Genomic DNA, 21,483 nt, shown 5'->3' with positions numbered 1-21,483 from the left:
TTGAGGCTCATGCCCGCGACAGTCCCCTTGGCACCCCCGTCCCCCGCCGTCGCCGAACTGGCGGCACAGCACGAACTGGGCGCGCTGCTAGCCACCTTCAAGCCCCAGCGGTTCGGGTGGTTCGTGAAGTCGTCGTTCTACCTGACGCTCGCGATGCTGTTCTGCCTTTTCGTGCTGCCGGCCGTGTTCTTCTACTACATAGCGCTCCGCCGCACCCCGGACTTCAACCCCCGACAGGCGGCGAAGCGGTTGCACCTGTTCGAGAACGGCATGATCGCCGACCAGGAGACGGGCGTCGGCACGGTGGCCGTTCGGTGGGACCGGATCAGGCTCTACGAGGAGCAGGTACAGAAGATCATCAACGGCATACCGGGTCCGATCCTGTACACCTGCGTGGCGACGAGCCCGGGGGTGAGCGTGACGGTCACCAACTTCTACGAGAAACCCCGCACTTGGGCCCCGGCCATGCAGAGAGCGGTACTGCTGGCCCAGGGCGCCACAGCACAGCAGGCGTTCCTGGACGGCGAGGTCCTGGACTTCGGCGAGTTCGACCTCTCCACCGCCGGCGTCGCGCACCGAAAGAAGGTTCTGCCCTGGACCCAGGTGGGGCAGGTCAAGCTCGCCGGTGGCGCCGTCGCGGTGACGAAGACCGGCGAATCGGCTTTCTGGGCCCGCGCCATGGCCAAGAGCATCCCGAATCTTCAGGTGTTCCTGGCCATGGTGGACAAGTACCGCAGCTCCTGAGCCCGCTCCTCGCGCCGCTCGCCGGGAGAGCGCCGGCACCGCCGCCGTGCCGTCCCGCGGCAGCCTGACGGCTAGCTCTTGCCGAGCAGACTCCCCGGAAACGCTCCGGCGGCGAGCGCGCGCCGGGCGAACCCGGTCGCCAGCTCGGTCAGCCGTACGACCCCTTCGGCGCCCAGGTGCTCGTAGGGTGCCCGGTCCAGCCGGTCGGTCTCGGTCTCGATCCCGGCGCGCAGCGCGACGCCCGCCTCGGTCAACTCGCCGTCCCCGTCGAGCAGTCCGCGCTCCCGGAGCCGTCCTACGGCGGCGTCCCACTCCTCCTGGCTCCAGCCGCGCGTGCCGAACACCCACTTCGGCGTCATGCCCTTGCCGGTCGCGGTGTGGGTCACCACCGCCTCCAGGCCGTCGAGCTCGGCGGACATCAGGGCGGCCAGGTGCCCGTCGCCGCGGTGCTCGCGCAGCAGGGTCGCGGCGTGGAAGTACGCGAGGTGCGGCTCCTCCGGGACCGGCAGATCGGCATGCGCGGCGTACAGGGGGCGTGCGGCACGCGTGCACGCCTCGGCGGCCCGCAGCGCCAGCCGCGCGGCCTCGGCCATCTCCTCCGACTCGACCACGTCGTCGTCCAGCAGCCGGCGCAGGGTCGCGTCGACGGCACGCGCGCGTGCCTGCAGGGCCTGCTCCGGGGAGACGATCTCCCACACGGCGGGCACATGCCGGGCCACGAGTTCGTACTTGTAGTTGTAGAAGGTCGCCGCCACCACGCCGGGACCGACCCGTCCCAGCGCCGCCGCCCGTACGGCGAAGTTGACGGCCCTGGAGTCCGTGACCCCGAGCTCCGCCAGTTCCCTCCCCAGGTCGGGCGAGAAGTAGAGCGTGGCGTGCAGGGAGTTGAGCGCGTTGTGGCAGCGGCGCCCGGCACGGGGATCGACGGCGGCAGTAGTCATGACGGTCACGTTACCGACTGGTCGGTACGGTCTCCAGTGGCGGGCACCGGATGGCAGGAAAGGTGGGGTACCCGTCATTGTGGCCACTGCGGGGGAGCGCGAAGAATCGGCGGTATGCGAACGGTCCTGGTGGTCCTCTTCGGCGATGCGCTGAGCCTCGACGTCGCCGGCCTGACCCTCGTACCGGACTCGACCCTCGCCGACGCGTCCGCGAGGACCTCGGCCGGGACGTGGCGCTGAGTACGACCCGCAACCGCCCTACGACGCGGGCTCCCCGCGGAAGGCGCCCGCGCATCTCGTCGAGGAGTTCCGGGCCAAGAGCCGTTTCATCCTCGCGCAGTCCAGGTGAAGCGTGGCTCGCGGCGTTCCAGGAACGCGGCGACGCCCTCCGCGGTGTCGTCGCTGCCGTGCGCCTGCTCGGCCCAGTAACCGTCCCTGTCCGTACGCCCGTTGGCGAACTCCTTCGCCGCGGCCTGCGTCAGCCGCGAGCGGGCGGCCAGCACCCGGGTGAACTCCGCGACCCGCTTGCCGAGTTCGCCCTCGGGCAGCAGCTCGTCGAGGAACCCGGTGCGCAGCGCCCGCTCCGCGTCGATCAACTCGGCCGAGAACAGCAGGTACTTGGCGGTCCCCGGACCCACCAGCGACACCAACCGCCGTGTGGAGGACGCAGGATACACGATCCCGAGCTTCGCCGGAGTCACCCCGAACAGTGCCCCCTGCTCCGCGAACCGCAGATCGCAGGCCGCCGCCAACTGCGCGCCGCCGCCCACACAATGACCCCGGATCGCGGCCAGCGTCGGCTTCGGGAACGCCGCGAGCGCCTCCTCCGCGAGCACCGCGAGCCCCTGCGCCTCACCCGGCGACTCCCGCAGCGTGGAGATGTCGGCCCCGGCGCAGAACGTCCCGCCCTCACCGGTCAGCACCAGCGCCCGTACGGCCGGATCGGCCGCCAGGGTGTCGAGCAGCGGCGGCAGCGCGCGCCACATCGCGGCGGTCATCGCGTTGCGCTTGCCGGGGTGGTGGATGACGACGGTGGCGACCGAGTCGGTGACCTCGTGCAGCAGGCGGGGCTCCATTCGCTGGATGCTACGTACAACCGGAAGAGTTCGCGAAGTCGGCACGATCGGAGCACGAGCGGTCCGACACGCGACCGTACCGGGCGGAAGCGGTCGTAATACACCCGAAAACTGCTGACTTCTGTTCAGTCGTAGGGGGCGGAGCGGGTCGTTGCCAACACTCGTCGGGTGGTGACAATCGAGCGCAAGGGTGGCGACCGGACGATGGAGAACGATGGGCGTGGGGCAGGCCCCCGCCCAGAAGGCGGCGTCGGGGACGATCCCCCGGCCCCCGCCGCGCCGGGTCCGCTGCCGTACGAGGGAGTCTGGCGGTTCACCGCCTCCGCCGTCGACGCCTCCGTCCCGCAGGCGCGGCACGCCGTACGGGACCTGCTGTTCCGCCAGGGTGTGCCCCTGACGGACGACCTGCTGCAGGGGCTGTTGCTGATCGTCTCCGAGCTGGTCACCAACGGGGTCAAGCACGCGGCGCTGCTGTCGCCGATACTCGCGGTGGAGGTCGCCGTGGGCGCCGAATGGGTGCGGGTGTCCGTCGAGGACAACCACCCCTACCGCCCGACCGCCCTGGTGGCCGACCATGACGAGACCGGTGGCCGGGGACTGCTCCTGGTGCGCGAGGTGACCCGGGAGGCGGGCGGCGTGTGCGACGTCGAGCACACGGCGAGCGGCGGCAAGGTGATCTGGGCCGCGCTGCCGCTCACCGTCGCGCGGGTGCCGTAGGACGGGCGGTCACCAGCCCGCGGACGGGCCCGTCAGCTCGCGGACCGCCGGGCGGGCCGCGTCCAGCACCGTCATGAACCAGGACGAGAAGGTGTCCTTCGCGTGCCGCTCCGCCAGCTCGGCGGGGGTCACGAACGCGGTCGTGCCCACCTCCTCCGGGTCCGGCCGCAGCGGGGACTGCACCATGCCGACGAAGAGGTGGTTGTACTCCTGCTCCACCAGGCCCGAGTCCGGGTCCGGGTGGTTGTAGCGCACCGTGCCCGCCTCGGCGAGCAGCGACGGCGACACCCCCAGCTCCTCGTACGTCCGCCGGGCCGCCGCCGCGAAGGGCGCCTCGCCCGGGTAGGGGTGACCGCAGCAGGTGTTGGACCACACGCCGGGGGAGTGGTACTTGCCGAGCGCCCGCTGCTGGAGCAGCAGGCGGCCCTGCTCGTCGAAGAGGAAGACGGAGAAGGCGCGGTGCAGCCGCCCCGGTGGCTGGTGGGCGGAGAGCTTCTCCGCGGTGCCGATCGTCACGCCGTTCTCGTCGACCAGTTCGAGCAGGATCGCTTCGGCGGTGCCGTTCGACGAGGTGTGCGTCGCGGTGGCAGGTGTGATCGGCATACCCATCCTTCACATCGGTCTTCAGAGCCAAGTCTGCCGTACGAATCCGGCACTCCCGGCAGTTCATCGTGCCCGGCGCGGCGACGGGGGAACCGTCCGGGGGTGGGGCTATGGGTGTGTGGACATGGGTGTGCGCCGGACGGTTGCGTTCCGTCCGACCTGGTCGATTTCCATCGGATTCCGTCGGCTTCTGTCAGCCGTCAGTGACAGAGCCTCGCCTCGTGCTGCGCATGCCCGCCGGGCTCCAGCTGGAAGGTGCAGTGCTCCACGTCGAAGTGGTCGCCGAGGCAGCCCTGGAGTTCGTGGAGCATCTTCTCGTTGCCGGTGGCGTTCAGCGTGTTCGAGCCGACGACCACGTGTGCGGAGAGCACCGGCATCCCCGAGGTGATCGTCCAGGCGTGCAGATCGTGGATGTCCTCGACGCCGTCCAGGGCCAGGATGTGGGCGCGCACCTCCCGCATGTCGACGTCCTTGGGTGCCGACTCCAGGAGTACGTCGAGGGTCTCGCGCAGCAGCTTCAGCGTGCGCGGCACGATCATCAGGCCGATGGCGAGCGAGGCGATCGGGTCGGCCGCCTGCCAGCCCGTGGTCAGAATCACCACGGCCGAGACGATCACCGCGAGGGAGCCCAGCGCGTCGGCGGCCACCTCCAGGAACGCGCCGCGCACATTCAGGCTCTCCTTCTGGCCGCGCACCAGCAGCGTGAGGGAGATCATGTTCGCGAGCAGGCCGATGAGACCGAACACGACGGTCAGTCCGCCCTCGGTGGCGGCGGGCGCGACGAACCGCTGAACCGCCTCGTACAGGACGTAGCCGCCGACGCCGAGCAGCAGCAGACAGTTGGCGAGCGCGGCGAGGATCTCCGCGCGGGCGTAGCCGAAGGTGCGGTTCCCGGCCGCCGGGCGGTTGGCGAAGTGGATGGCGAGCAGCGCCATGCCGAGGCCCAGCGCGTCCGTCGCCATGTGGGCCGCGTCCGCGATGAGCGCGAGGGAGTCCGCGAGCAGCCCGCCGACCACCTCGACCACCATCACGGTGAGCGTGATCCCCAGCGCGACCCGCAGCGTGCCCCGGTACACCGCGGCGGCCGTACCGGTGGCGGGAGCGCCCTGCGCAGGGGAATACCCGTGGTCGTGCCCTGCCCCCATGGGACACCGCCTTCCTGATGACTGCCCGGAACCACAGTGAACTACGGGTGGGGGGTATAGGGCAACGCGGCACTGAACACCGTTGTCATGTGCCCTGACCTGCGCAAACAGCTCGCAGGTCAGGCTGGCGCGGAGTGCCTGCGGGAGGGAGTGGAAGGCGGCCCCGGCCGACGGCCGCACGCCTGGACCGCCGTCGTGGGCTCCGCGGAATGTCCGGGCATGCCCGCTCTGGCAGGTGCGGTTTGTCGGCCGGGGCCCGAATCCCTGATGATGATCTCGGCGGAGGCGCCACCAGACCCTGTTGATCAGGCCATGAACGGCCGGTGAACACGGGCTTGAGAGCATCCGATAGCCTCTGCCGACATGCCGCCCGGGTGCCACCCAAGGGGCGCCACCACCATGCACATGACCGGCGCCCAGGCGTCGGCACCAGGGAGTGAGTTCGGTTGTCGACCGCCATCCTCACCGGTCAGCCGGTCCCCGGATCGTCGATCGAGGACGACCTGCGCTCGCTCGGCTTCGACGTCCGGATCGCCGCCGACACCAGCGAGGCGGAAACGCTCCTGGCGGCCGTTCCCGGCGACCGGCGCGTCGCCGTCGTGGACGCCCGCTTCGTCGGCCACCGGCACGCGCTGCGCCTCGGCCTCACCGACCCCCGCTTCCCGCTCGCCGCGGTACCGGGCGCCGTCACCGCGCAGCCGGCCGGCCGCCAGGCCCTGACCCGCGCGATGGCCCGTGAGAACTCGGCCGGCGGCGGCACGACCCTCCTCGACAACCTCGCCGACCGGATCGTCACCGCCCTCGACGCCGACGGCTCGGACGTGCACCGCCCCGAGCTGGGCAGCCTCGTCGCCACGGTCCCCGCCGACGCGCAGGCCGGCAGCGAGGCACGCCAGGCCGTCGCCGCCGTCGACGACGAGGCCGTACGCCTGAAGTCGGCCGTCAAGTCCCGCGACGGCTTCTTCACCACCCACTTCATCAGCCCGTACTCGCGCTACCTCGCCCGCTGGTGCGCCCGCCGCGGCCTCACCCCGAACCAGGTGACCACCGCTTCCCTGCTCACCGCGCTGATCGCGGCGGGCTGCGCGGCCACCGGCACCCGCGCCGGGTTCGTCGCGGCCGGTGTCCTGCTGATCGCGTCCTTCGTCCTGGACTGCACCGACGGCCAGCTCGCCCGCTACTCCCTGCAGTACTCCACGCTCGGCGCCTGGCTCGACGCCACCTTCGACCGGGCCAAGGAGTACGCCTACTACGCGGGCCTCGCGCTGGGAGCGGCCCGGGGCGGCGACGACGTATGGGCGCTCGCACTCGGCGCGATGATCCTCCAGACCTGCCGGCACGTCGTGGACTTCTCCTTCAACGAGGCCAACCACGACGCCACCGCCAACACCAGCCCCACCGCCGCCCTCTCCGACAAGCTCGACAGCGTCGGCTGGACGGTCTGGGTGCGCCGGATGATAGTCCTGCCCATCGGCGAACGATGGGCGATGATCGCCGTCCTCACGGCTGTGACCACACCCCGGATCACCTTCTACGTCCTTCTCGTCGGCTGCGCCTTCGCGGCGACGTACACGGCGGCGGGCCGGGTGCTGCGCTCGCTGACCCGCAAGGCGCGGCGGACGGACCGGGCGGCGCAGGCACTGGCGGACCTCGCGGACAACGGACCGCTCGCCTCTTTCGTGGCCCGCGTCAACCCCGGCCGTCTCGGCGCCCCGCTCCTGATCGCGCTCGCCGGTACGGCGATCCTCGCGGTGTCCCTCTTCTCCGGCGTCACCTGGGCCCCTGTGGCCGGGGCCTTCGTCTACGCGCTCACCGCCGGCCAGGCCTTGTCCCGCCCCCTCAAGGGCGCCCTCGACTGGCTGGTCCCCCCGCTCTTCCGGGCGGCCGAATACTGCACCGTCCTGGTCCTTGCGGCTAAAGCGGAGGTAAACGGAGCACTTCCTGCGGCTTTCGGACTGGTGGCCGCTGTCGCCTACCATCACTACGACACGGTGTACCGCATTCGCGGCAACGCCGGGGCGCCCCCGGCCTGGCTGGTGCGCGCCATCGGGGGGCAGGAGGGGCGGACGCTGCTCGTCACCGTTCTCGCCGCCGCGCTCACCGCGTCGCAGTTCACGGTCGCGCTCACGGTCCTCGCCGTGGCCGTGGCCCTGCTGGTGCTCTTCGAGAGCATCCGCTTCTGGGTGTCCGCAGGGGCGCCCGCCGTACACGATGAAGGAGAACCCGCATGATCGGCCTCGTGCTGGCGGCCGGCGCCGGACGGCGTCTGCGCCCCTACACCGACAGCCTTCCCAAGGCTCTGGTGCCGGTGGGGCCCGCGGGCATAGAGGGCGAACCCACGGTTCTGGACCTGACGCTCGGCAACTTCGCCGAGATCGGTCTGACCGAGGTCGCGATCATCGTCGGCTACCGCAAGGAGGCCGTGTACGAGCGCAAGGCGGCCCTCGAAGCGAAGTACGGCCTCAAGCTCACCCTCATCGACAACGACAAGGCCGAGGAGTGGAACAACGCCTACTCCCTGTGGTGCGGACGTGACGCCCTCAAGGACGGCGTGATCCTCGCCAACGGCGACACCGTCCACCCGGTCTCCGTCGAGAAGACGCTGCTCGCCGCCCGCGGCGACGGCAAGCGGATCATCCTCGCGCTGGACACCGTCAAGTCGCTTGCGGACGAGGAGATGAAGGTCGTCGTCGATCCCGCCAAGGGCATGACGAAGATCACCAAGCTGATGGACCCCGCCGAGGCCACCGGCGAGTACATCGGCGTCACCCTCATCGAGGGCGACGCCACCCCCGAGCTGGCCGACGCGCTCAAGACCGTGTGGGAGACCGACCCGCAGCAGTTCTACGAGCACGGCTACCAGGAACTCGTCAACCGCGGCTTCCGGATCGACGTCGCCCCGATCGGCGACGTCAAGTGGGTCGAGATCGACAACCACGACGATCTGGCCAAGGGACGTGAGATCGCGTGCCTGTACTGACCCGGCTGATTCCCTCGCCCGTCGTCGTGGACATCCGCCCGGGTGCCCTCGACGACCTGGCGTGCGTGCTCGCCGACGAACGCATCTCGCACTCCGGCAAACTCGCCATCGCCGTCAGCGGCGGCTCGGGCGCCCGGCTGCGCGAGCGGATCGCGCCGAGCCTGCCCGGCGCCACCTGGTTCGAGGTCGACGGCGGCACCATCGACGACGCGGTCCGGTTGGCGAACGACATAAAGGCCGACCGGTACGACGCGGTCGTGGGCCTCGGCGGCGGAAAGATCATCGACTGCGCCAAGTTCGCGGCGGCACGCGTCGGTCTCCCGTTGGTGGCCGTCGCCACCAACCTCGCGCACGACGGCCTGTGTTCGCCGGTCGCGACGCTCGACAACGACGCGGGGCGCGGCTCGTACGGTGTGCCGAACCCGATCGCGGTGGTCATCGACCTCAACGTGATCCGTGAGGCCCCCGTCCGTTTCGTGCGTTCCGGCATCGGCGACGCCATCTCCAACATCTCCGCGGTCGCGGACTGGGAACTGGCCAACCGGGTCAAGGGCGAGAAGATCGACGGTCTCGCCGCGGCGATGGCGCGGCAGGCCGGCGAGGCGGTCCTCAGGCACCCCGGTGGCGTCGGCGACGACGGCTTCCTCCAGGTCCTGGCCGAGGCGCTGGTCCTCACCGGCGTCGCCATGTCGGTGTCGGGCGACTCCCGCCCCTCCTCCGGCGCCTGCCACGAGATCAACCACGCCTTCGACCTGCTCTTCCCCAAACGCGCCGCCGCCCACGGCGAGCAGTGCGGACTGGGCGCGGCCTTCGCGATGTACCTGCGTGGAGCCCACGAGGAATCGGCCTACATGGCCGAGGTGCTGCGCCGGCACGGACTGCCGGTGCTGCCGGAGGAGATCGGCTTCACGGTGGACGAGTTCGTCCGCGCTGTGGAGTTCGCTCCGGAGACCCGCCCCGGCCGCTACACCATCCTCGAACACCTCGACCTGAAAACCGACCAGATCAAGGACAAGTACGCCGACTATGTCAAGGCCATCGGTAGCTGAACTCCGTCCCGTCGTCCACCCCGCAGGGGTGAAGGACCGGCGCAGCGGTGAGCACTGGATGGGACGCCTCTACATGCGTGAGGTGTCCCTGCGGGTCGACCGCTACCTGGTGAACACCAGGGTCTCGCCCAACCAGCTCACGTACCTGATGACCGTCTTCGGCGTACTCGCCGCCCCGGCGCTGCTGGTGCCGGGGATCACGGGCGCCGTACTGGGCGTGGTGTGCGTCCAGATGTATCTGCTGCTGGACTGCGTCGACGGCGAGATCGCCCGCTGGCGCAAGCAGTACTCCCTTGCCGGGGTCTACCTCGACCGGGTCGGCGCCTATCTCACCGACGCCGCCGTGCTCGTCGGCTTCGGGCTGCGCGCCGCCGACCTGTGGGGCAGCGGCCGTATCGACTGGCTGTGGGCCTTCCTCGGCACGCTGGCCGCGCTCGGCGCGATCCTCATCAAGGCCGAGACCGACCTGGTCGGGGTCGCCCGGCACCAGACCGGCAAGGCACCGGTGCAGGAGTCCGCGGCCGAGATGCGGTCCTCCGGGATGGCGCTGGCCCGGCGGGCCGCCGCCGCCTTCAAGTTCCACCGGCTGATCCTCGGCATCGAGGCGTCCCTGCTGATCCTGGTCCTCGCGATCGTGGACCAGGTCCGGGGCGACCTGTTCTACTCGCGGCTCGGTGTCGCCGTACTGGCCGGTGTCGCGCTGCTCCAGACCCTGCTGCACCTGGTGTCGATCCTTGCGTCGAGCAGGCTGAAGTGAGCGGCATGAAGGTCGGTGCGGTGATCATCACCATGGGCAACCGGCCCGACGAACTACGGGCGTTGCTCGACTCGGTCGCCAAGCAGGACGGCGACCGGGTCGAGGCGGTCGTCGTCGGCAACGGCTCGCCCGTTCCGGACGTCCCCGAGGGCGTCCGGACCGTGGAACTGCCCGAGAACCTCGGCATCCCCGGTGGCCGCAACATCGGCCTGGACGCCTTCGGGCCCGCCGGTCGCGATGTCGACATAGTGATGTTCCTCGACGACGACGGGCTGCTCGCCCAGCACGACACCGCCGAGCTGTGCAGGCAGGCCTTCACCGCCGACCCCCGGCTCGGCATCATCAGCTTCCGCATCGCCGACCCGGACACCGGCGTCACCCAGCGCCGCCACGTCCCCCGGCTGCGCGCCTCCGACCCGATGCGCTCCTCCCGGGTCACCACCTTCCTCGGCGGCGCCAACGCCGTCCGCACCAAGGTCTTCGCCGAGGTCGGCGCCCTCCCGGACGAGTTCTTCTACGCCCACGAGGAGACCGATCTCGCCTGGCGGGCCCTCGACGCGGGCTGGATGATCGACTACCGGTCCGACATGGTGCTGTACCACCCGACGACCGCCCCCTCCCGGCACGCGGTCTACCACCGCATGGTCGCCCGTAACCGCGTATGGCTGGCCCGCCGCAACCTCCCCGCCCCCCTCGTCCCCGTCTACCTCGGGGTGTGGCTGCTGCTCACCCTCCTGCGCCGCCCCTCGCGGCCGGCCCTGCAGGCCTGGTTCGGCGGGTTCAAGGAGGGCTGGACCACGCCGTGCGGACCGCGCAGGCCCATGAAGTGGCGTACGGTGTGGCGGCTGACCCGACTGGGCCGGCCCCCCGTGATCTGAGAGGCCCGACGGTGCGTGACCGCGCGCTCGGCGCGCGGACGCCCCTCGAACGGGTCCGGCGGCGGATACGTGTCGCGTCCTGTAGCACAATTCCGTAAGACGAACGCAAGACGATCGTAAGACGCATCCGAACATGAAGGCTTCCACCCTTGAGTGAGACAACGCATGACGGCGGAGTCGCGGTGAGCCCGCGCCCGTCGCCCGACGAAGGCCTCACGGCGCCGCAGCTCGCCGCCAAGTACGGGCTGACCGTGAGCGGCGCCCGCCCCGGACTTGTCGACTACGTCCGCCAGCTCTGGGGGCGACGTCACTTCATCCTGGCCTTCTCCCAGGCGAAGCTGACGGCTCAGTACAGCCAGGCGAAACTGGGCCAGCTCTGGCAGGTGGCAACCCCGCTGCTGAACGCGGCCGTCTACTTCTTCATCTTCGGCGTCATCCTGAAGGCCAGCCGGGGCATGTCGCGGGACGTGTACATCCCGTTCCTGGTCACGGGCGTCTTCGTGTTCACCTTCACGCAGAGCTCGATCATGGCGGGCGTCCGCGCGATCTCCGGCAACCTCGGCCTGGTGCGCGCCCTGCACTTCCCGCGCGCCTCGCTGCCGATCTCCTTCGCGCTCCAGCAGCTCCAGCAGCTGCTGTTCTCGATGACCGTGCTGTTCCTCATCGTGGTCGGCTTCGGCAGCTACCCGAGCCTGTCGTGGCTGCTGATCCTCCCGGTCCTGCTGCTGCAGTTCCTCTTCAACACCGGGCTCGCGCTGATCGTGGCGCGGATGGGCGCCAAGACGCCTGACCTCGCCCAGCTGATGCCGTTCATCCTGCGCACCTGGATGTACACGTCCGGCGTCATGTTCTCCATCAGCAAGATGATGGAGGGCCGCTCCGAGGTGTTCGTCCGCCTGCTCCAGGTGAACCCGGCCGCCATCTACATGGACCTGATGCGCTTCGCGCTCATCGACGGCTACGGCTCCTCGAATCTCCCGCCGCACGTCTGGGCCATCGCCACCTTCTGGGCCGTGGTCCTGTTCGCCGGCGGTTTCGTGTACTTCTGGCAGGCGGAGGAGAGGTACGGCCGTGGCTGAGCCCAGCGTCGAGCAGAACCCGGTGGATCGGACCCCGGAGGCACTGATCCCCACCGTCATCGCGGACGAACTGCACATCGTCTACCGCGTGCACGGCGCCAAGACCGGCAAGGGCAGCGCCACCTCGGCCCTCAGCCGCATAGTCAAGCGCGGCGAGGAGCGCGGGGTGCGCAAGGTGCACGCCGTCAAGGGCGTCTCCTTCGTCGCCTACCGGGGCGAGGCCGTCGGCCTGATCGGCTCCAACGGCTCCGGCAAGTCGACCCTGCTGCGTGCCATCGCGGGCCTGCTGCCGGCCGAGAGCGGCCGGGTCTACACCAACGGCCAGCCCTCACTGCTGGGAGTGAACGCGGCCCTGATGAACGACCTCACCGGCGAGCGGAACGTCATCCTGGGCGGTCTAGCCATGGGCATGAGCCGCGAGCAGGTCAGGGAGCGCTACCAGGACATCGTCGACTTCTCCGGGATCAATGAGAAGGGCGACTTCATCACCCTTCCCATGCGCACCTATTCCTCCGGAATGGCGGCCCGGCTGCGCTTCTCCATCGCCGCCGCCAAGGACCACGACGTCCTGATGATCGACGAGGCGCTGGCCACCGGCGACCGCAAGTTCCAGGTCCGCTCCGAGGAACGCATCCGTGAACTGCGCAAGTCCGCGGGCACGGTGTTCCTGGTCAGCCACAACAACAAGTCGATCCGCGACACCTGCGACCGGGTGCTGTGGCTGGAACGCGGCGAACTGCGGATGGACGGGCCGACCGACGAGGTCATCAAGGAGTACGAGAAGTTCTCGGGCAAGTAGTCCACTCGTACAGGGGCGCAAAAGCCCGGAACGCTTCCCAGGGCCCCGCCGGAACTGCTCCGGCGGGGCCCCGCGTCTGCAAAGGAAACGTCAACTCGGCCCGGCCCAAGGAATCTTGACGCCAATCGGTGTGTTGTTGTGATGTGCAGGACACCCCGAGGAAGCTCGCTGCGTTGTACAACGTAAGCTGTACCGGTGCCGAATAGCGGCAAGTGGGGCGATAATGCGCGACACCCTTATCCGGGTCACCGTGCGGACGACTGGGCGGCGTGTCCGAAATAGTGTGTATTGGGTCGGCAGTGTAGAACGGGAGATGTGACGGCAATGGCTACGGAAACTCCCCAGCTCACCGAAGCATGCGCCGTCCCCGCCCCTGGCAGCGAGCGGTGACGGGAAGCGGCACCGCCGCCACCGGTGATCCGGAGCGCGGCACACTCGACAAGGCCGCGGGCGAGAACTTCCCCGTGGCGCCTTTCTTCCTGCCCAGGGCGTGGCGCACCGACCTCATGGCGGTCTACGGATTCGCCCGCCTCGTCGACGACATCGGCGACGGCGATCTCGCCCCCGGCGGCGCCGACGCGAGGCTGCTAGGCGTGTCGCCGGAGGACGCCGAGGACCGCGTGGTCCTTCTCGACGCCTTCGAGGCCGATCTGCGCCGGGTCTTCGACGGCACCCCGCACCACCCCCTGCTGCGCCGCCTCCAGCCGACCGTCCGCCGGTGCGCGCTCACCCCGGAGCCCTTCCTCGGCCTGATCGCGGCGAACCGGCAGGACCAGCTCGTCACGCGCTACGAGACCTATGACGATCTCCTTGCCTACTGTGAACTCTCCGCGAACCCGGTCGGCCGCCTCGTGCTCGGTGTCACCGGCACCGAGACCCCCGAGCGGGTCCGGCTCTCCGACGCGATCTGCACCGCACTGCAGATCGTCGAACACCTTCAGGACGTGACCGAGGACCTCGGCCGCGATCGCATCTACCTGCCCGCCCAGGACATGAAGCGCTTTCACGTCCAGGAAGCGGATCTCGCCACGCCCTCCGCGGGCGCATCGGTGCGCGCACTGGTTGCATACGAAGCAGAACGCGCCCGCGATCTCCTGAATGAAGGCGCCCCCCTGGTGGGTAGCGTCCACGGCAGATTGAAGCTGCTGCTCGCGGGGTTCGTGGCGGGGGGACGGGCGGCGGTCCGAGCGATCGTCGCCGCCGAATACGACGTACTTCCCGGCCCGCCCAAACCCGGCAAGATCCAGTTGCTGCGTGAGGTGGGCGTGACTCTGCGAGGAGAGGGGTGATCCGGACCGTGGAGTCTGCACCGCACATGTCCGCGCCGGTACTCGCCGCCTACAGCTACTGCGAGGCCGTCACCGGACAACAGGCGCGCAATTTCGCGTACGGCATCAGACTGTTGCCCACGCCGAAGCGCCGCGCCATGTCGGCGCTGTACGCCTTCTCACGGCGTGTCGACGACATCGGCGACGGCACGCTGGCGACCGAGGTGAAGTCGGCGCGGCTGGAGGACACCCGGGCGCTGCTGACCCGGGTTCGCGAAGGCAAGGTCGAGGAGGACGACACCGACCCGGTCGCGGTCGCCCTCGCGCACGCGGCCGAGGCCTTCCCGATCCCGCTCGGCGGCCTGGACGAGCTGATCGACGGAGTCCTGATGGACGTCCAGGGCGAGACCTACGAGACCTGGGACGACCTGAAGGTCTACTGCCGGTGTGTCGCGGGCGCCATCGGGCGGCTCTCGCTCGGCGTGTTCGGCACGGAGGCGGGGGCGCGCGGCTCCGAACGCGCCTCGGAGTACGCCGACACGCTGGGGCTCGCGCTCCAGCTCACCAACATCCTGAGAGACGTCCGCGAGGACGCCGAGGGCGGCCGTACCTATCTGCCCGCCGACGACCTCGCGAAATTCGGCTGCTCGGCCGGGTTCAACGGGCCGACCCCGCCGGAGGGCTCCGACTTCGCGGGTCTCGTGCACTTCGAGGTGCGCCGGGCCCGCACCCTTTTCGCCGAGGGCTACCGGCTGCTCCCCATGCTCGACCGCCGCAGCGGCGCCTGTGTCGCCGCCATGGCCGGCATCTACCGCCGCCTCCTGGACCGCATCGAGCGCGAGCCGGAGGCCGTGCTGCGCGGCCGGGTCTCGCTGCCCGGCCGCGAGAAGGCCTACGTCGCCGTGCGCGGCCTGTCCGGACTGGACACCCGCCACGTCACGCGCAGGACCCTCAGGAGGCGCACCTGATGGACAAAGTGGGCCAAGGTGATGTCACCGGAGAAATGCGGCACGCAACCCTCCGGTGCGAAGTCGCGTCCCTGACTGCAACGACCTGCCACGGCGGGTACGCAGGGGGGAGTGCACGATGAGCGACGGGACGCAGCCTGACGGGCTGCCCTCGGACAAACCGGGTGCAGGAGGCGGCCGGCATGCCGTCGTGGTCGGCGGCGGGCTGGCCGGCGTCACCACCGCGCTCGCGCTCGCCGACGCCGGAGTCCGCGTCACCCTGCTCGAAGGCCGGCCGCGGCTCGGCGGACTCGCCTTCTCCTTCCAGCGCGGCGATCTCACCGTCGACAACGGACAGCATGTGTATCTGCGCTGCTGCACCGCCTACCGCTGGTTCCTCGACCGCATCGAGGGCACGGCGCTGTCTCCGCTGCAGGATCGTCTCGACGTGCCCGTACTCGACGCGAACCGCCCCGAGGGACGCAGACTCGGCAGACTGCGGCGCGACGCACTGCCCGTGCCCCTGCATCTCGGGCGCAGCCTCGCGACCTACCCGCATCTCTCGCTCGCCGAGCGCGTCAAAGTCGGCCGTGCCGCACTCGCGCTCAAAGCGCTCGACCTCAACGACCCGGCCCTGGACACGCAGGACTTCGGCAGCTGGCTGACCGCGCACGGTCAGTCGGCGCGTGCCGTCGAGGCACTGTGGGACCTGGTGGGGGTCGCCACCCTCAACGCGGTGGCCGGCGATTCCTCGCTGGCGCTGGCCGCGATGGTGTTCAAGACCGGTCTGCTCTCCGACCCGGGCGCGGCCGACATCGGCTGGGCCCATGTCCCGCTGGGTGAACTGCACGACCGGCTGGCCCGCAAGGCGCTCGACTCCGCGGGCGTGCGCACCGAAGTCCGTACACGCGTCACCTCCATCTCTACTGACGAGAACGGGCGTTGGAGCGTTCAGGTTCCCGGCGAGACCCTTGAGGCCGACGCCGTCGTCCTCGCCGTACCCCAACGCGAGGCCCACGATCTGCTGCCCGACGGTGCCCTCGACGCCCCTGAGCGGCTGCTCGCCATCGACACCGCGCCGATCCTCAACGTCCACGTCGTCTACGACCGCAAGGTGCTCGCCCGGCCCTTCTTCGCCGCGCTCGGCAGCCCCGTGCAGTGGGTGTTCGACCGGACCGACGCGTCCGGGCTGAAGGACGGCCAGTACCTGGCCCTGTCCCAGTCCGCCGCGCACGACGAGATCGACGAGACCGTCGCCGAACTGCGCGAGCGCTACCTCCCCGAGCTGGAACGGCTGCTGCCCGGTGCGCGCGGCGCCGAGGTGAGGGACTTCTTCGTGACCAGGGAGCGCACGGCGACGTTCGCTCCCGCCCCCGGCGTCGGACGGCTGCGGCCCGGCGCCCGCACCAAGGCCCCCGGCCTGTACCTGGCCGGAGCGTGGACCGCCACCGGGTGGCCCGCGACCATGGAAAGTGCGGTCCGCAGTGGGGTGAGCGCGGCGGACGCCGCGCTCGCTGCCCTGGGCCGGCCCCGCCCCCATCGGCTCTTCGAGTTCGAGGAGGCGGCCTGATGCTCGACGAGCGCGCGGCAGGCCCCCGCACCCCCGGTACCGCGACAAGAGGAGAGACTGTGCCCACTGTGCCCCCGGCCGAGACGGCCGCTGCGAGGACCGCGGTGGACGTGTCCGCGCTCCTGGAGCGCGGCCGGACCCTTGCCACACCGGTACTGCGGGCCGCAGTGGACCGTCTGGCACCGCCGATGGACACCGTCTCCGCCTACCACTTCGGCTGGATCGACGCCGAGGGCAACCCGGCCGCCGGCGACGGCGGCAAGGCCGTGCGCCCCGCGCTCGCCGTGCTCTCCGCCGAGGTCACCGGTGCCGCGCCCGAGGTCGGTATCCCGGGTGCCGTCGCCGTCGAACTGGTCCACAACTTCTCGCTGCTGCACGACGACCTGATGGACGGCGACGAACAGCGCCGGCACCGCGACACCGTGTGGAAGGTGCACGGCCCCGCGCAGGCCATCCTGGTCGGCGACGCCCTGTTCGCGCTCGCCAACGAGGTCCTGCTGGAGCTCGGCACCGTCGAGGCCGGCCGCGCCACCCGACGCCTCACCACCGCGACCCGCGCCCTCATCGACGGCCAGGCGCAGGACATCTCCTACGAGCACCGCGACCGCGTCAGCGTCGAGGAGTGCCTGGAGATGGAGGGCAACAAGACCGGCGCCCTGCTCGCCTGCGCCTCCTCCATCGGGGCCGTGCTCGGCGGTGCGGACGACCGCACCGCCGACGTCCTGGAGAAGTACGGCCACCACCTCGGCCTGGCCTTCCAGGCCGTCGACGACCTCCTCGGCATCTGGGGCGACCCGGAGTCCACCGGAAAGCAGACCTGGAGCGATCTGCGCCAGCGCAAGAAGTCCCTGCCCGTGGTGGCGGCGCTCGCGGCGGGCGGGCCCGCCTCCGAGCGGCTCGGCGAGATCCTCGCCGCCGACGCCAAGAGCAGCGACTTCGAGAACTTCTCCGAGGAGGAGTTCGCGGCCCGCGCCGCGCTCATCGAGGAGGCCGGCGGTCGCGAGTGGACCGCCGAAGAGGCACGCCGTCAGCACACCATCGCCATCGAGGTCCTGGACGCCATCGCCATGCCCGACCGGGTTCGGGCGCAGTTCACGGCACTCGCCGACTTCGTCGTCGTACGAAAGAGATGATCACTATCGGTCGAATAGCCCTCGCGTAGTCGCCGGCCGGTGCTGCGGAGATACGAGTACCGGCCGACGGCGGACCCACAGCAGAGACATGCCACTGCACGAAGGGGAAGCCATGACAGCGACGACCGACGGAAGCACCGGGGCCATGCAGCCCCGTGTTGCCGCGGCCAGCGAAACCGACATCAACACCCCCGTGGCGGCCGGGGTGCACGACGCCGCCGCACTCGCCGTACAACGCGCCACCGACTTCCTCCTCTCGCAGCAGGACGCCCAGGGCTGGTGGAAGGGCGACCTCGACACGAACGTCACGATGGACGCCGAGGATCTGCTGCTCCGTCAGTTCCTGGGCATCCGCGACGAGTCGACGACCCAGGCCGCCGCACTCTTCATCCGCGGCGAGCAGCGCGAGGACGGCACCTGGGCCGGCTTCTACGGCGGCCCGGGCGAACTCTCCACCACGATCGAGGCGTACGTCGCCCTCCGGCTGGCCGGTGACGCGCCGGACGCCCCGCACATGGCGAAGGCGTCCGCCTGGGTCCGCGAGCGGGGCGGCATCGCCTCGGCGCGGGTCTTCACCCGGATCTGGCTCGCCCTGTTCGGCTGGTGGAAGTGGGACGACCTGCCCGAACTCCCGCCGGAACTCATCTACTTCCCCACCTGGGTCCCCCTCAACATCTACGACTTCGGATGCTGGGCCCGCCAGACCATCGTGCCGCTGACGGTGGTCTCCGCGAAGCGGCCGGTACGGCCCGCGCCCTTCCCCCTCGACGAACTCCACACCGACCCGGACAACCCGAACCCGGTCAAGCCCCTTGCCAAGGTGGCGAGTTGGGACGGCGCCTTCCAACGCCTCGACAAGGCGCTGCACCTCTACCGCAAGGTCGCACCGCGCAAGCTGCGCAGGAACGCGATGAACACGGCCGCGCGCTGGATCATCGAGCGGCAGGAGAACGACGGCTGCTGGGGCGGCATCCAGCCGCCTGCCGTGTACTCGGTGATCGCCCTGCACCTGCTGGGCTACGACCTCGAACACCCCGTGATGCGCGCGGGACTTGAGTCGCTGGACCGGTTCGCGATCTGGCGCGAGGACGGGGCCCGGATGATCGAGGCCTGCCAGTCCCCGGTGTGGGACACCTGCCTCGCGACCATCGCCCTTGCCGACGCGGGCGTGCCCGCCGACCACCCCCAACTGGTCAAGGCGGCCGACTGGATGCTCGGGGAGGAGATCGTCCGCCCCGGTGACTGGTCGGTCAAACGACCCCAACTGCCGCCCGGTGGCTGGGCGTTCGAGTTCCACAACGACAACTACCCCGACATCGACGACACCGCCGAGGTCGTGCTCGCGCTGCGCCGGGTCAGACATCACGACCCGGAACGCCTCGACCGGGCCGTCGGACGCGGAGTCCGCTGGAACCTCGGAATGCAGTCCAAGAACGGCGGTTGGGGCGCCTTCGACGTCGACAACACCAGCCCCTTCCCCAACCGGCTGCCGTTCTGCGACTTCGGCGAGGTCATCGACCCGCCGTCGGCGGACGTCACCGCGCACGTCGTCGAGATGCTCGCCGTCGAGGGCCTCGCCCACGACCCGCGCACCCGGCGCGGCATCGAGTGGCTGCTCGCCGAACAGGAGCCGGACGGCTCGTGGTTCGGCCGCTGGGGCGTCAACTACGTATACGGCACAGGGTCCGTGGTACCCGCCCTCGCCGCGGCCGGGATCCCCGGCTCGCACCCGGCGATCCGGCGCGCGGTGACCTGGCTGGAGACCGTGCAGAACGACGACGGCGGCTGGGGCGAGGACCTGCGCTCCTACAAGTACGCCAAGGAGTGGAGCGGCCGGGGCGCCTCGACCGCCTCACAGACGGCCTGGGCGCTGATGGCCCTGCTGGCGGCCGGGGAGAAGGACTCCAAGGCCGTCGAGCGCGGCATCGAATGGCTCGCGGCCACCCAGCGGGAGGACGGCTCCTGGGACGAGCCCTACTTCACCGGCACCGGCTTCCCGTGGGACTTCTCCATCAACTACCACCTCTACCGGCAGGTCTTCCCGCTCACCGCGCTCGGGCGCTTCGTGCACGGAGAACCGTTCAGCCAGAACGTCTCCCCGGCCGTTTCCCCGACCAAGGGGGGCTGATGAGCACCCGGCCCGCCGCTCTGCCGCTGTTGATCGCCTGCGCGCTCGGCATCGAGCACCTCGCCCTGCGCACCGGCGACCGCTCCGGCGCCGGCGGGCAGGTCACCGTCCTGCGGACGGGCATGGGGCCCGGGGCGGCCGAAGAGGCCGTCACCCGGCGCCTCGCCGACCCGGCGCTGTCCGAGGCCGCCGTACTGGCCACGGGCTTCTGCGCCGGACTCGCCCCCGGGATGCACCCCGGCGACCTGGTGGTCGCCGAGGAGACCCGGGATCCGCGCGGAACCGTTCCGTGCGTCGCCACCGAACTGCTCGTCAAGGAACTGGTGCGGGCCCTGCCCGGACGCACCGTCCACACCGGCCCCCTGGTCGGCTCCGATCACGTCGTCCGCGGTCAGGAACGGTCGGATCTGCTCGCAACCGGCGCAATCGCGGTCGACATGGAGTCGGCGGCCACGCTGCTGAGCGCCGTGCGTACGGGCGCGCGCCCGGTTGCGGCCGTACGGGTGGTCGTGGACGCTCCTGAACATGAACTCGTCCGGATCGGCACGGTGCGCGGTGGAATATCGGCTTTCCGCGTTCTTCGTTCCGTTCTTCCCGCTTTTTTCGAATGGCACCGTTCCTTGCTGCTCCCTCGGAGGTGAGCCAGATGGCCATGCCGCTGCGCCAGACAATCAAGGTCGCTACATACTTGGCTGAACAGAAGCTCCGCAAGCGGGACAAGTTCCCCCTGATCGTGGAGCTGGAACCGCTCTTCGCGTGCAACCTGAAGTGCGAGGGCTGCGGCAAGATCCAGCACCCGGCGGGCGTGCTCAAGCAGCGCATGCCGGTGGCGCAGGCCGTCGGGGCGGTGCTCGAATCCGGTGCGCCGATGGTGTCCATCGCGGGCGGCGAGCCCCTGATGCACCCTCAGATCGACGAGATCGTGCGGCAGTTGGTGGCGAAGAAGAAGTACGTCTTCCTCTGCACCAACGCCATGCTGCTGCGCAAGAAACTCGACAAGTTCACGCCCTCCCCGTACTTCGCCTTCGCGGTGCACATCGACGGGCTGCGCGAGCGGCACGACGAGTCCGTGGCGAAGGAGGGGGTGTTCGACGAGGCGGTGGAGGCGATGAAGGAGGCCAAGAAGCGCGGCTTCCGGGTCACCACCAACTCGACCTTCTTCAACACGGACACCCCGCAGACCATCATCGAGGTCCTGAACTTCCTCAACGACGACATCAAGGTCGACGAGATGATGATCTCGCCCGCCTACGCCTACGAGAAGGCGCCCGACCAGGAGCACTTCCTGGGCGTCGCGCAGACCCACGAGCTCTTCAAGAAGGCCTTCGCGGGCGGCAACCGGCGCAAGTGGCGGCTCAACCACTCCCCGCTTTTCCTGGACTTCCTGGAGGGCAAGGTCGACTTCCCGTGCACGGCCTGGGCGATCCCGAACTACTCGCTCTTCGGCTGGCAGCGCCCCTGCTACCTGATGAGCGACGGGTACGTCCCGACGTACCGGGAGCTGATCGAGGAGACCGACTGGGACAAGTACGGCCGCGGCAAGGACCCGCGCTGCGCCAACTGCATGGCGCACTGCGGCTACGAGCCCACCGCCGTCCTCGCCACCATGGGCTCCCTCAAGGAGTCGCTGCGGGCCATGCGCGAGACCGTCGCCGGAAACCGCGACTGA

Annotated in this window: 22 protein-coding genes; 18 read left to right on the top strand and 4 right to left on the bottom strand. The window is 70.2% G+C overall.

Annotation, left to right across the window (positions count from 1 at the left end; translation table 11 throughout):
* Positions 1 to 9: 9 nt before the first annotated feature.
* Complete coding sequence (locus OC490_RS09420) at positions 10 to 744, top strand: DUF6585 family protein (RefSeq protein WP_262057379.1); 735 nt, start codon at positions 10 to 12, stop codon at positions 742 to 744.
* Positions 745 to 815: 71 nt separating this feature from the next.
* Here OC490_RS09420 and OC490_RS09415 read toward each other — a convergent pair whose 3' ends face one another.
* Positions 816 to 1,685, bottom strand: coding sequence for an SCO6745 family protein (locus tag OC490_RS09415; RefSeq protein ID WP_262057378.1), 870 nt, complete (start codon positions 1,683 to 1,685; stop codon positions 816 to 818).
* Positions 1,686 to 1,799: 114 nt separating this feature from the next.
* Between OC490_RS09415 and OC490_RS09410 the strand changes: the two genes are divergently transcribed.
* Positions 1,800 to 1,925: a hypothetical protein gene (locus OC490_RS09410; protein ID WP_262057377.1), complete on the top strand. Its 126-nt coding sequence runs from the start codon at positions 1,800 to 1,802 to the stop codon at positions 1,923 to 1,925.
* Between the two features lie 86 nt (positions 1,926 to 2,011).
* On the opposite strand, the gene OC490_RS09405 is transcribed toward OC490_RS09410, so the two are convergent.
* Positions 2,012 to 2,761 carry an enoyl-CoA hydratase/isomerase family protein gene (locus OC490_RS09405; protein ID WP_262057376.1) on the bottom strand — a complete coding sequence of 250 codons (750 nt, stop codon included), beginning with the start codon at positions 2,759 to 2,761 and terminating at the stop codon, positions 2,012 to 2,014.
* Positions 2,762 to 2,965: 204 nt separating this feature from the next.
* On the opposite strand from OC490_RS09405, the gene OC490_RS09400 reads away from it, so the two are divergent.
* A complete protein-coding gene (locus OC490_RS09400; protein ID WP_262057583.1) occupies positions 2,966 to 3,478 on the top strand; it encodes an ATP-binding protein in 513 nt (170 codons plus the stop codon).
* 9 nt (positions 3,479 to 3,487) lie between these two features.
* Here the strand turns inward: OC490_RS09400 and idi are convergent, their stop codons facing one another.
* Together idi and OC490_RS09390 are read right to left on the bottom strand one after the other, a co-directional pair.
* Positions 3,488 to 4,081 (bottom strand): isopentenyl-diphosphate Delta-isomerase, encoded by a 594-nt coding sequence (idi, locus tag OC490_RS09395; RefSeq protein WP_093630369.1) that lies wholly within the window; start codon positions 4,079 to 4,081, stop codon positions 3,488 to 3,490.
* A 200-nt stretch (positions 4,082 to 4,281) separates the two neighbouring features.
* Positions 4,282 to 5,226 (bottom strand): cation diffusion facilitator family transporter, encoded by a 945-nt coding sequence (locus OC490_RS09390; RefSeq protein WP_262057375.1) that lies wholly within the window; start codon positions 5,224 to 5,226, stop codon positions 4,282 to 4,284.
* Positions 5,227 to 5,672: 446 nt separating this feature from the next.
* Here OC490_RS09390 and OC490_RS09385 point away from each other — a divergent pair, with 446 nt between their 5' ends.
* The 15 genes from OC490_RS09385 (at position 5,673) to hpnH (ending at position 21,483) form a co-directional block, all read left to right on the top strand.
* The gene (locus tag OC490_RS09385) at positions 5,673 to 7,457 is read left to right on the top strand and encodes a CDP-alcohol phosphatidyltransferase family protein (RefSeq protein WP_262057374.1); all 1,785 of its coding nucleotides are present in this window, start codon (positions 5,673 to 5,675) and stop codon (positions 7,455 to 7,457) included.
* Positions 7,454 to 8,206, top strand: a complete 753-nt coding sequence (locus tag OC490_RS09380) for a phosphocholine cytidylyltransferase family protein (protein ID WP_262057373.1) — start codon at positions 7,454 to 7,456, stop codon at positions 8,204 to 8,206. The genes OC490_RS09385 and OC490_RS09380 overlap by 4 nt, the downstream gene beginning before the upstream one ends.
* Positions 8,194 to 9,255: an iron-containing alcohol dehydrogenase family protein gene (locus OC490_RS09375; RefSeq protein WP_262057372.1), complete on the top strand. Its 1,062-nt coding sequence runs from the start codon at positions 8,194 to 8,196 to the stop codon at positions 9,253 to 9,255. The genes OC490_RS09380 and OC490_RS09375 overlap by 13 nt, the downstream gene beginning before the upstream one ends.
* Positions 9,233 to 10,012 (top strand): CDP-alcohol phosphatidyltransferase family protein, encoded by a 780-nt coding sequence (locus tag OC490_RS09370; protein WP_262057371.1) that lies wholly within the window; start codon positions 9,233 to 9,235, stop codon positions 10,010 to 10,012. Before OC490_RS09375 ends, OC490_RS09370 begins: the two co-directional genes overlap by 23 nt.
* Before the next feature lie 5 nt (positions 10,013 to 10,017).
* Positions 10,018 to 10,890: a glycosyltransferase family 2 protein gene (locus OC490_RS09365; protein WP_262057582.1), complete on the top strand. Its 873-nt coding sequence runs from the start codon at positions 10,018 to 10,020 to the stop codon at positions 10,888 to 10,890.
* A gap of 149 nt (positions 10,891 to 11,039) precedes the next feature.
* Complete coding sequence (locus OC490_RS09360) at positions 11,040 to 11,969, top strand: ABC transporter permease (protein ID WP_262057370.1); 930 nt, start codon at positions 11,040 to 11,042, stop codon at positions 11,967 to 11,969.
* Positions 11,962 to 12,768: an ABC transporter ATP-binding protein gene (locus OC490_RS09355; protein WP_262057369.1), complete on the top strand. Its 807-nt coding sequence runs from the start codon at positions 11,962 to 11,964 to the stop codon at positions 12,766 to 12,768. The genes OC490_RS09360 and OC490_RS09355 overlap by 8 nt, the downstream gene beginning before the upstream one ends.
* Positions 12,769 to 13,124: 356 nt before the next feature.
* Positions 13,125 to 14,057, top strand: coding sequence for a squalene synthase HpnC (hpnC, locus tag OC490_RS09350; RefSeq protein ID WP_410098599.1), 933 nt, complete (start codon positions 13,125 to 13,127; stop codon positions 14,055 to 14,057).
* Entirely contained in the window at positions 14,054 to 15,004 is a 951-nt protein-coding gene (gene hpnD / locus OC490_RS09345; protein ID WP_200710412.1) for a presqualene diphosphate synthase HpnD, read from the top strand. Before hpnC ends, hpnD begins: the two co-directional genes overlap by 4 nt.
* Complete coding sequence (locus OC490_RS49540) at positions 15,004 to 15,126, top strand: DUF6380 family protein (protein WP_381253466.1); 123 nt, start codon at positions 15,004 to 15,006, stop codon at positions 15,124 to 15,126. The genes hpnD and OC490_RS49540 overlap by 1 nt, the downstream gene beginning before the upstream one ends.
* Complete coding sequence (hpnE, locus tag OC490_RS09340; protein ID WP_262057368.1) at positions 15,123 to 16,553, top strand: hydroxysqualene dehydroxylase HpnE; 1,431 nt, start codon at positions 15,123 to 15,125, stop codon at positions 16,551 to 16,553. The genes OC490_RS49540 and hpnE overlap by 4 nt, the downstream gene beginning before the upstream one ends.
* A complete protein-coding gene (locus OC490_RS09335; protein WP_262057367.1) occupies positions 16,553 to 17,686 on the top strand; it encodes a polyprenyl synthetase family protein in 1,134 nt (377 codons plus the stop codon). The genes hpnE and OC490_RS09335 overlap by 1 nt, the downstream gene beginning before the upstream one ends.
* Before the next feature lie 112 nt (positions 17,687 to 17,798).
* Positions 17,799 to 19,814, top strand: a complete 2,016-nt coding sequence (shc, locus tag OC490_RS09330; RefSeq protein ID WP_262057366.1) for a squalene--hopene cyclase — start codon at positions 17,799 to 17,801, stop codon at positions 19,812 to 19,814.
* Complete coding sequence (locus OC490_RS09325) at positions 19,814 to 20,455, top strand: 1-hydroxy-2-methyl-2-butenyl 4-diphosphate reductase (protein WP_262057365.1); 642 nt, start codon at positions 19,814 to 19,816, stop codon at positions 20,453 to 20,455. The genes shc and OC490_RS09325 overlap by 1 nt, the downstream gene beginning before the upstream one ends.
* A gap of 5 nt (positions 20,456 to 20,460) precedes the next feature.
* Complete coding sequence (gene hpnH, locus OC490_RS09320; protein WP_043671446.1) at positions 20,461 to 21,483, top strand: adenosyl-hopene transferase HpnH; 1,023 nt, start codon at positions 20,461 to 20,463, stop codon at positions 21,481 to 21,483.

Source organism: Streptomyces sp. STR69, from assembly GCF_024519455.1.
Taxonomy (GTDB): Bacteria; Actinomycetota; Actinomycetes; order Streptomycetales; family Streptomycetaceae; genus Streptomyces.
The sequence above is the reverse complement of the archived record's forward strand: the minus strand, read 5'-3'. Positions and strand labels throughout refer to the sequence as shown.

Coding starts and splice junctions, on each gene's coding strand:
- OC490_RS09420 (WP_262057379.1), top strand. CDS start 10: ATGCCCGCGACAGTCCCCTTGGCACCCCCGTCCCCCGCCGTCGCCGAA.
- OC490_RS09415 (WP_262057378.1), bottom strand. CDS start 1,685: ATGACTACTGCCGCCGTCGATCCCCGTGCCGGGCGCCGCTGCCACAAC.
- OC490_RS09410 (WP_262057377.1), top strand. CDS start 1,800: ATGCGAACGGTCCTGGTGGTCCTCTTCGGCGATGCGCTGAGCCTCGAC.
- OC490_RS09405 (WP_262057376.1), bottom strand. CDS start 2,761: ATGGAGCCCCGCCTGCTGCACGAGGTCACCGACTCGGTCGCCACCGTC.
- OC490_RS09400 (WP_262057583.1), top strand. CDS start 2,966: ATGGAGAACGATGGGCGTGGGGCAGGCCCCCGCCCAGAAGGCGGCGTC.
- idi (WP_093630369.1), bottom strand. CDS start 4,081: ATGCCGATCACACCTGCCACCGCGACGCACACCTCGTCGAACGGCACC.
- OC490_RS09390 (WP_262057375.1), bottom strand. CDS start 5,226: ATGGGGGCAGGGCACGACCACGGGTATTCCCCTGCGCAGGGCGCTCCC.
- OC490_RS09380 (WP_262057373.1), top strand. CDS start 7,454: ATGATCGGCCTCGTGCTGGCGGCCGGCGCCGGACGGCGTCTGCGCCCC.
- OC490_RS09370 (WP_262057371.1), top strand. CDS start 9,233: ATGTCAAGGCCATCGGTAGCTGAACTCCGTCCCGTCGTCCACCCCGCA.
- OC490_RS09365 (WP_262057582.1), top strand. CDS start 10,018: ATGAAGGTCGGTGCGGTGATCATCACCATGGGCAACCGGCCCGACGAA.
- hpnC (WP_410098599.1), top strand. CDS start 13,125: ATGCGCCGTCCCCGCCCCTGGCAGCGAGCGGTGACGGGAAGCGGCACC.
- OC490_RS49540 (WP_381253466.1), top strand. CDS start 15,004: ATGGACAAAGTGGGCCAAGGTGATGTCACCGGAGAAATGCGGCACGCA.
- hpnE (WP_262057368.1), top strand. CDS start 15,123: ATGAGCGACGGGACGCAGCCTGACGGGCTGCCCTCGGACAAACCGGGT.
- OC490_RS09335 (WP_262057367.1), top strand. CDS start 16,553: ATGCTCGACGAGCGCGCGGCAGGCCCCCGCACCCCCGGTACCGCGACA.
- shc (WP_262057366.1), top strand. CDS start 17,799: ATGACAGCGACGACCGACGGAAGCACCGGGGCCATGCAGCCCCGTGTT.
- OC490_RS09325 (WP_262057365.1), top strand. CDS start 19,814: ATGAGCACCCGGCCCGCCGCTCTGCCGCTGTTGATCGCCTGCGCGCTC.
- hpnH (WP_043671446.1), top strand. CDS start 20,461: ATGGCCATGCCGCTGCGCCAGACAATCAAGGTCGCTACATACTTGGCT.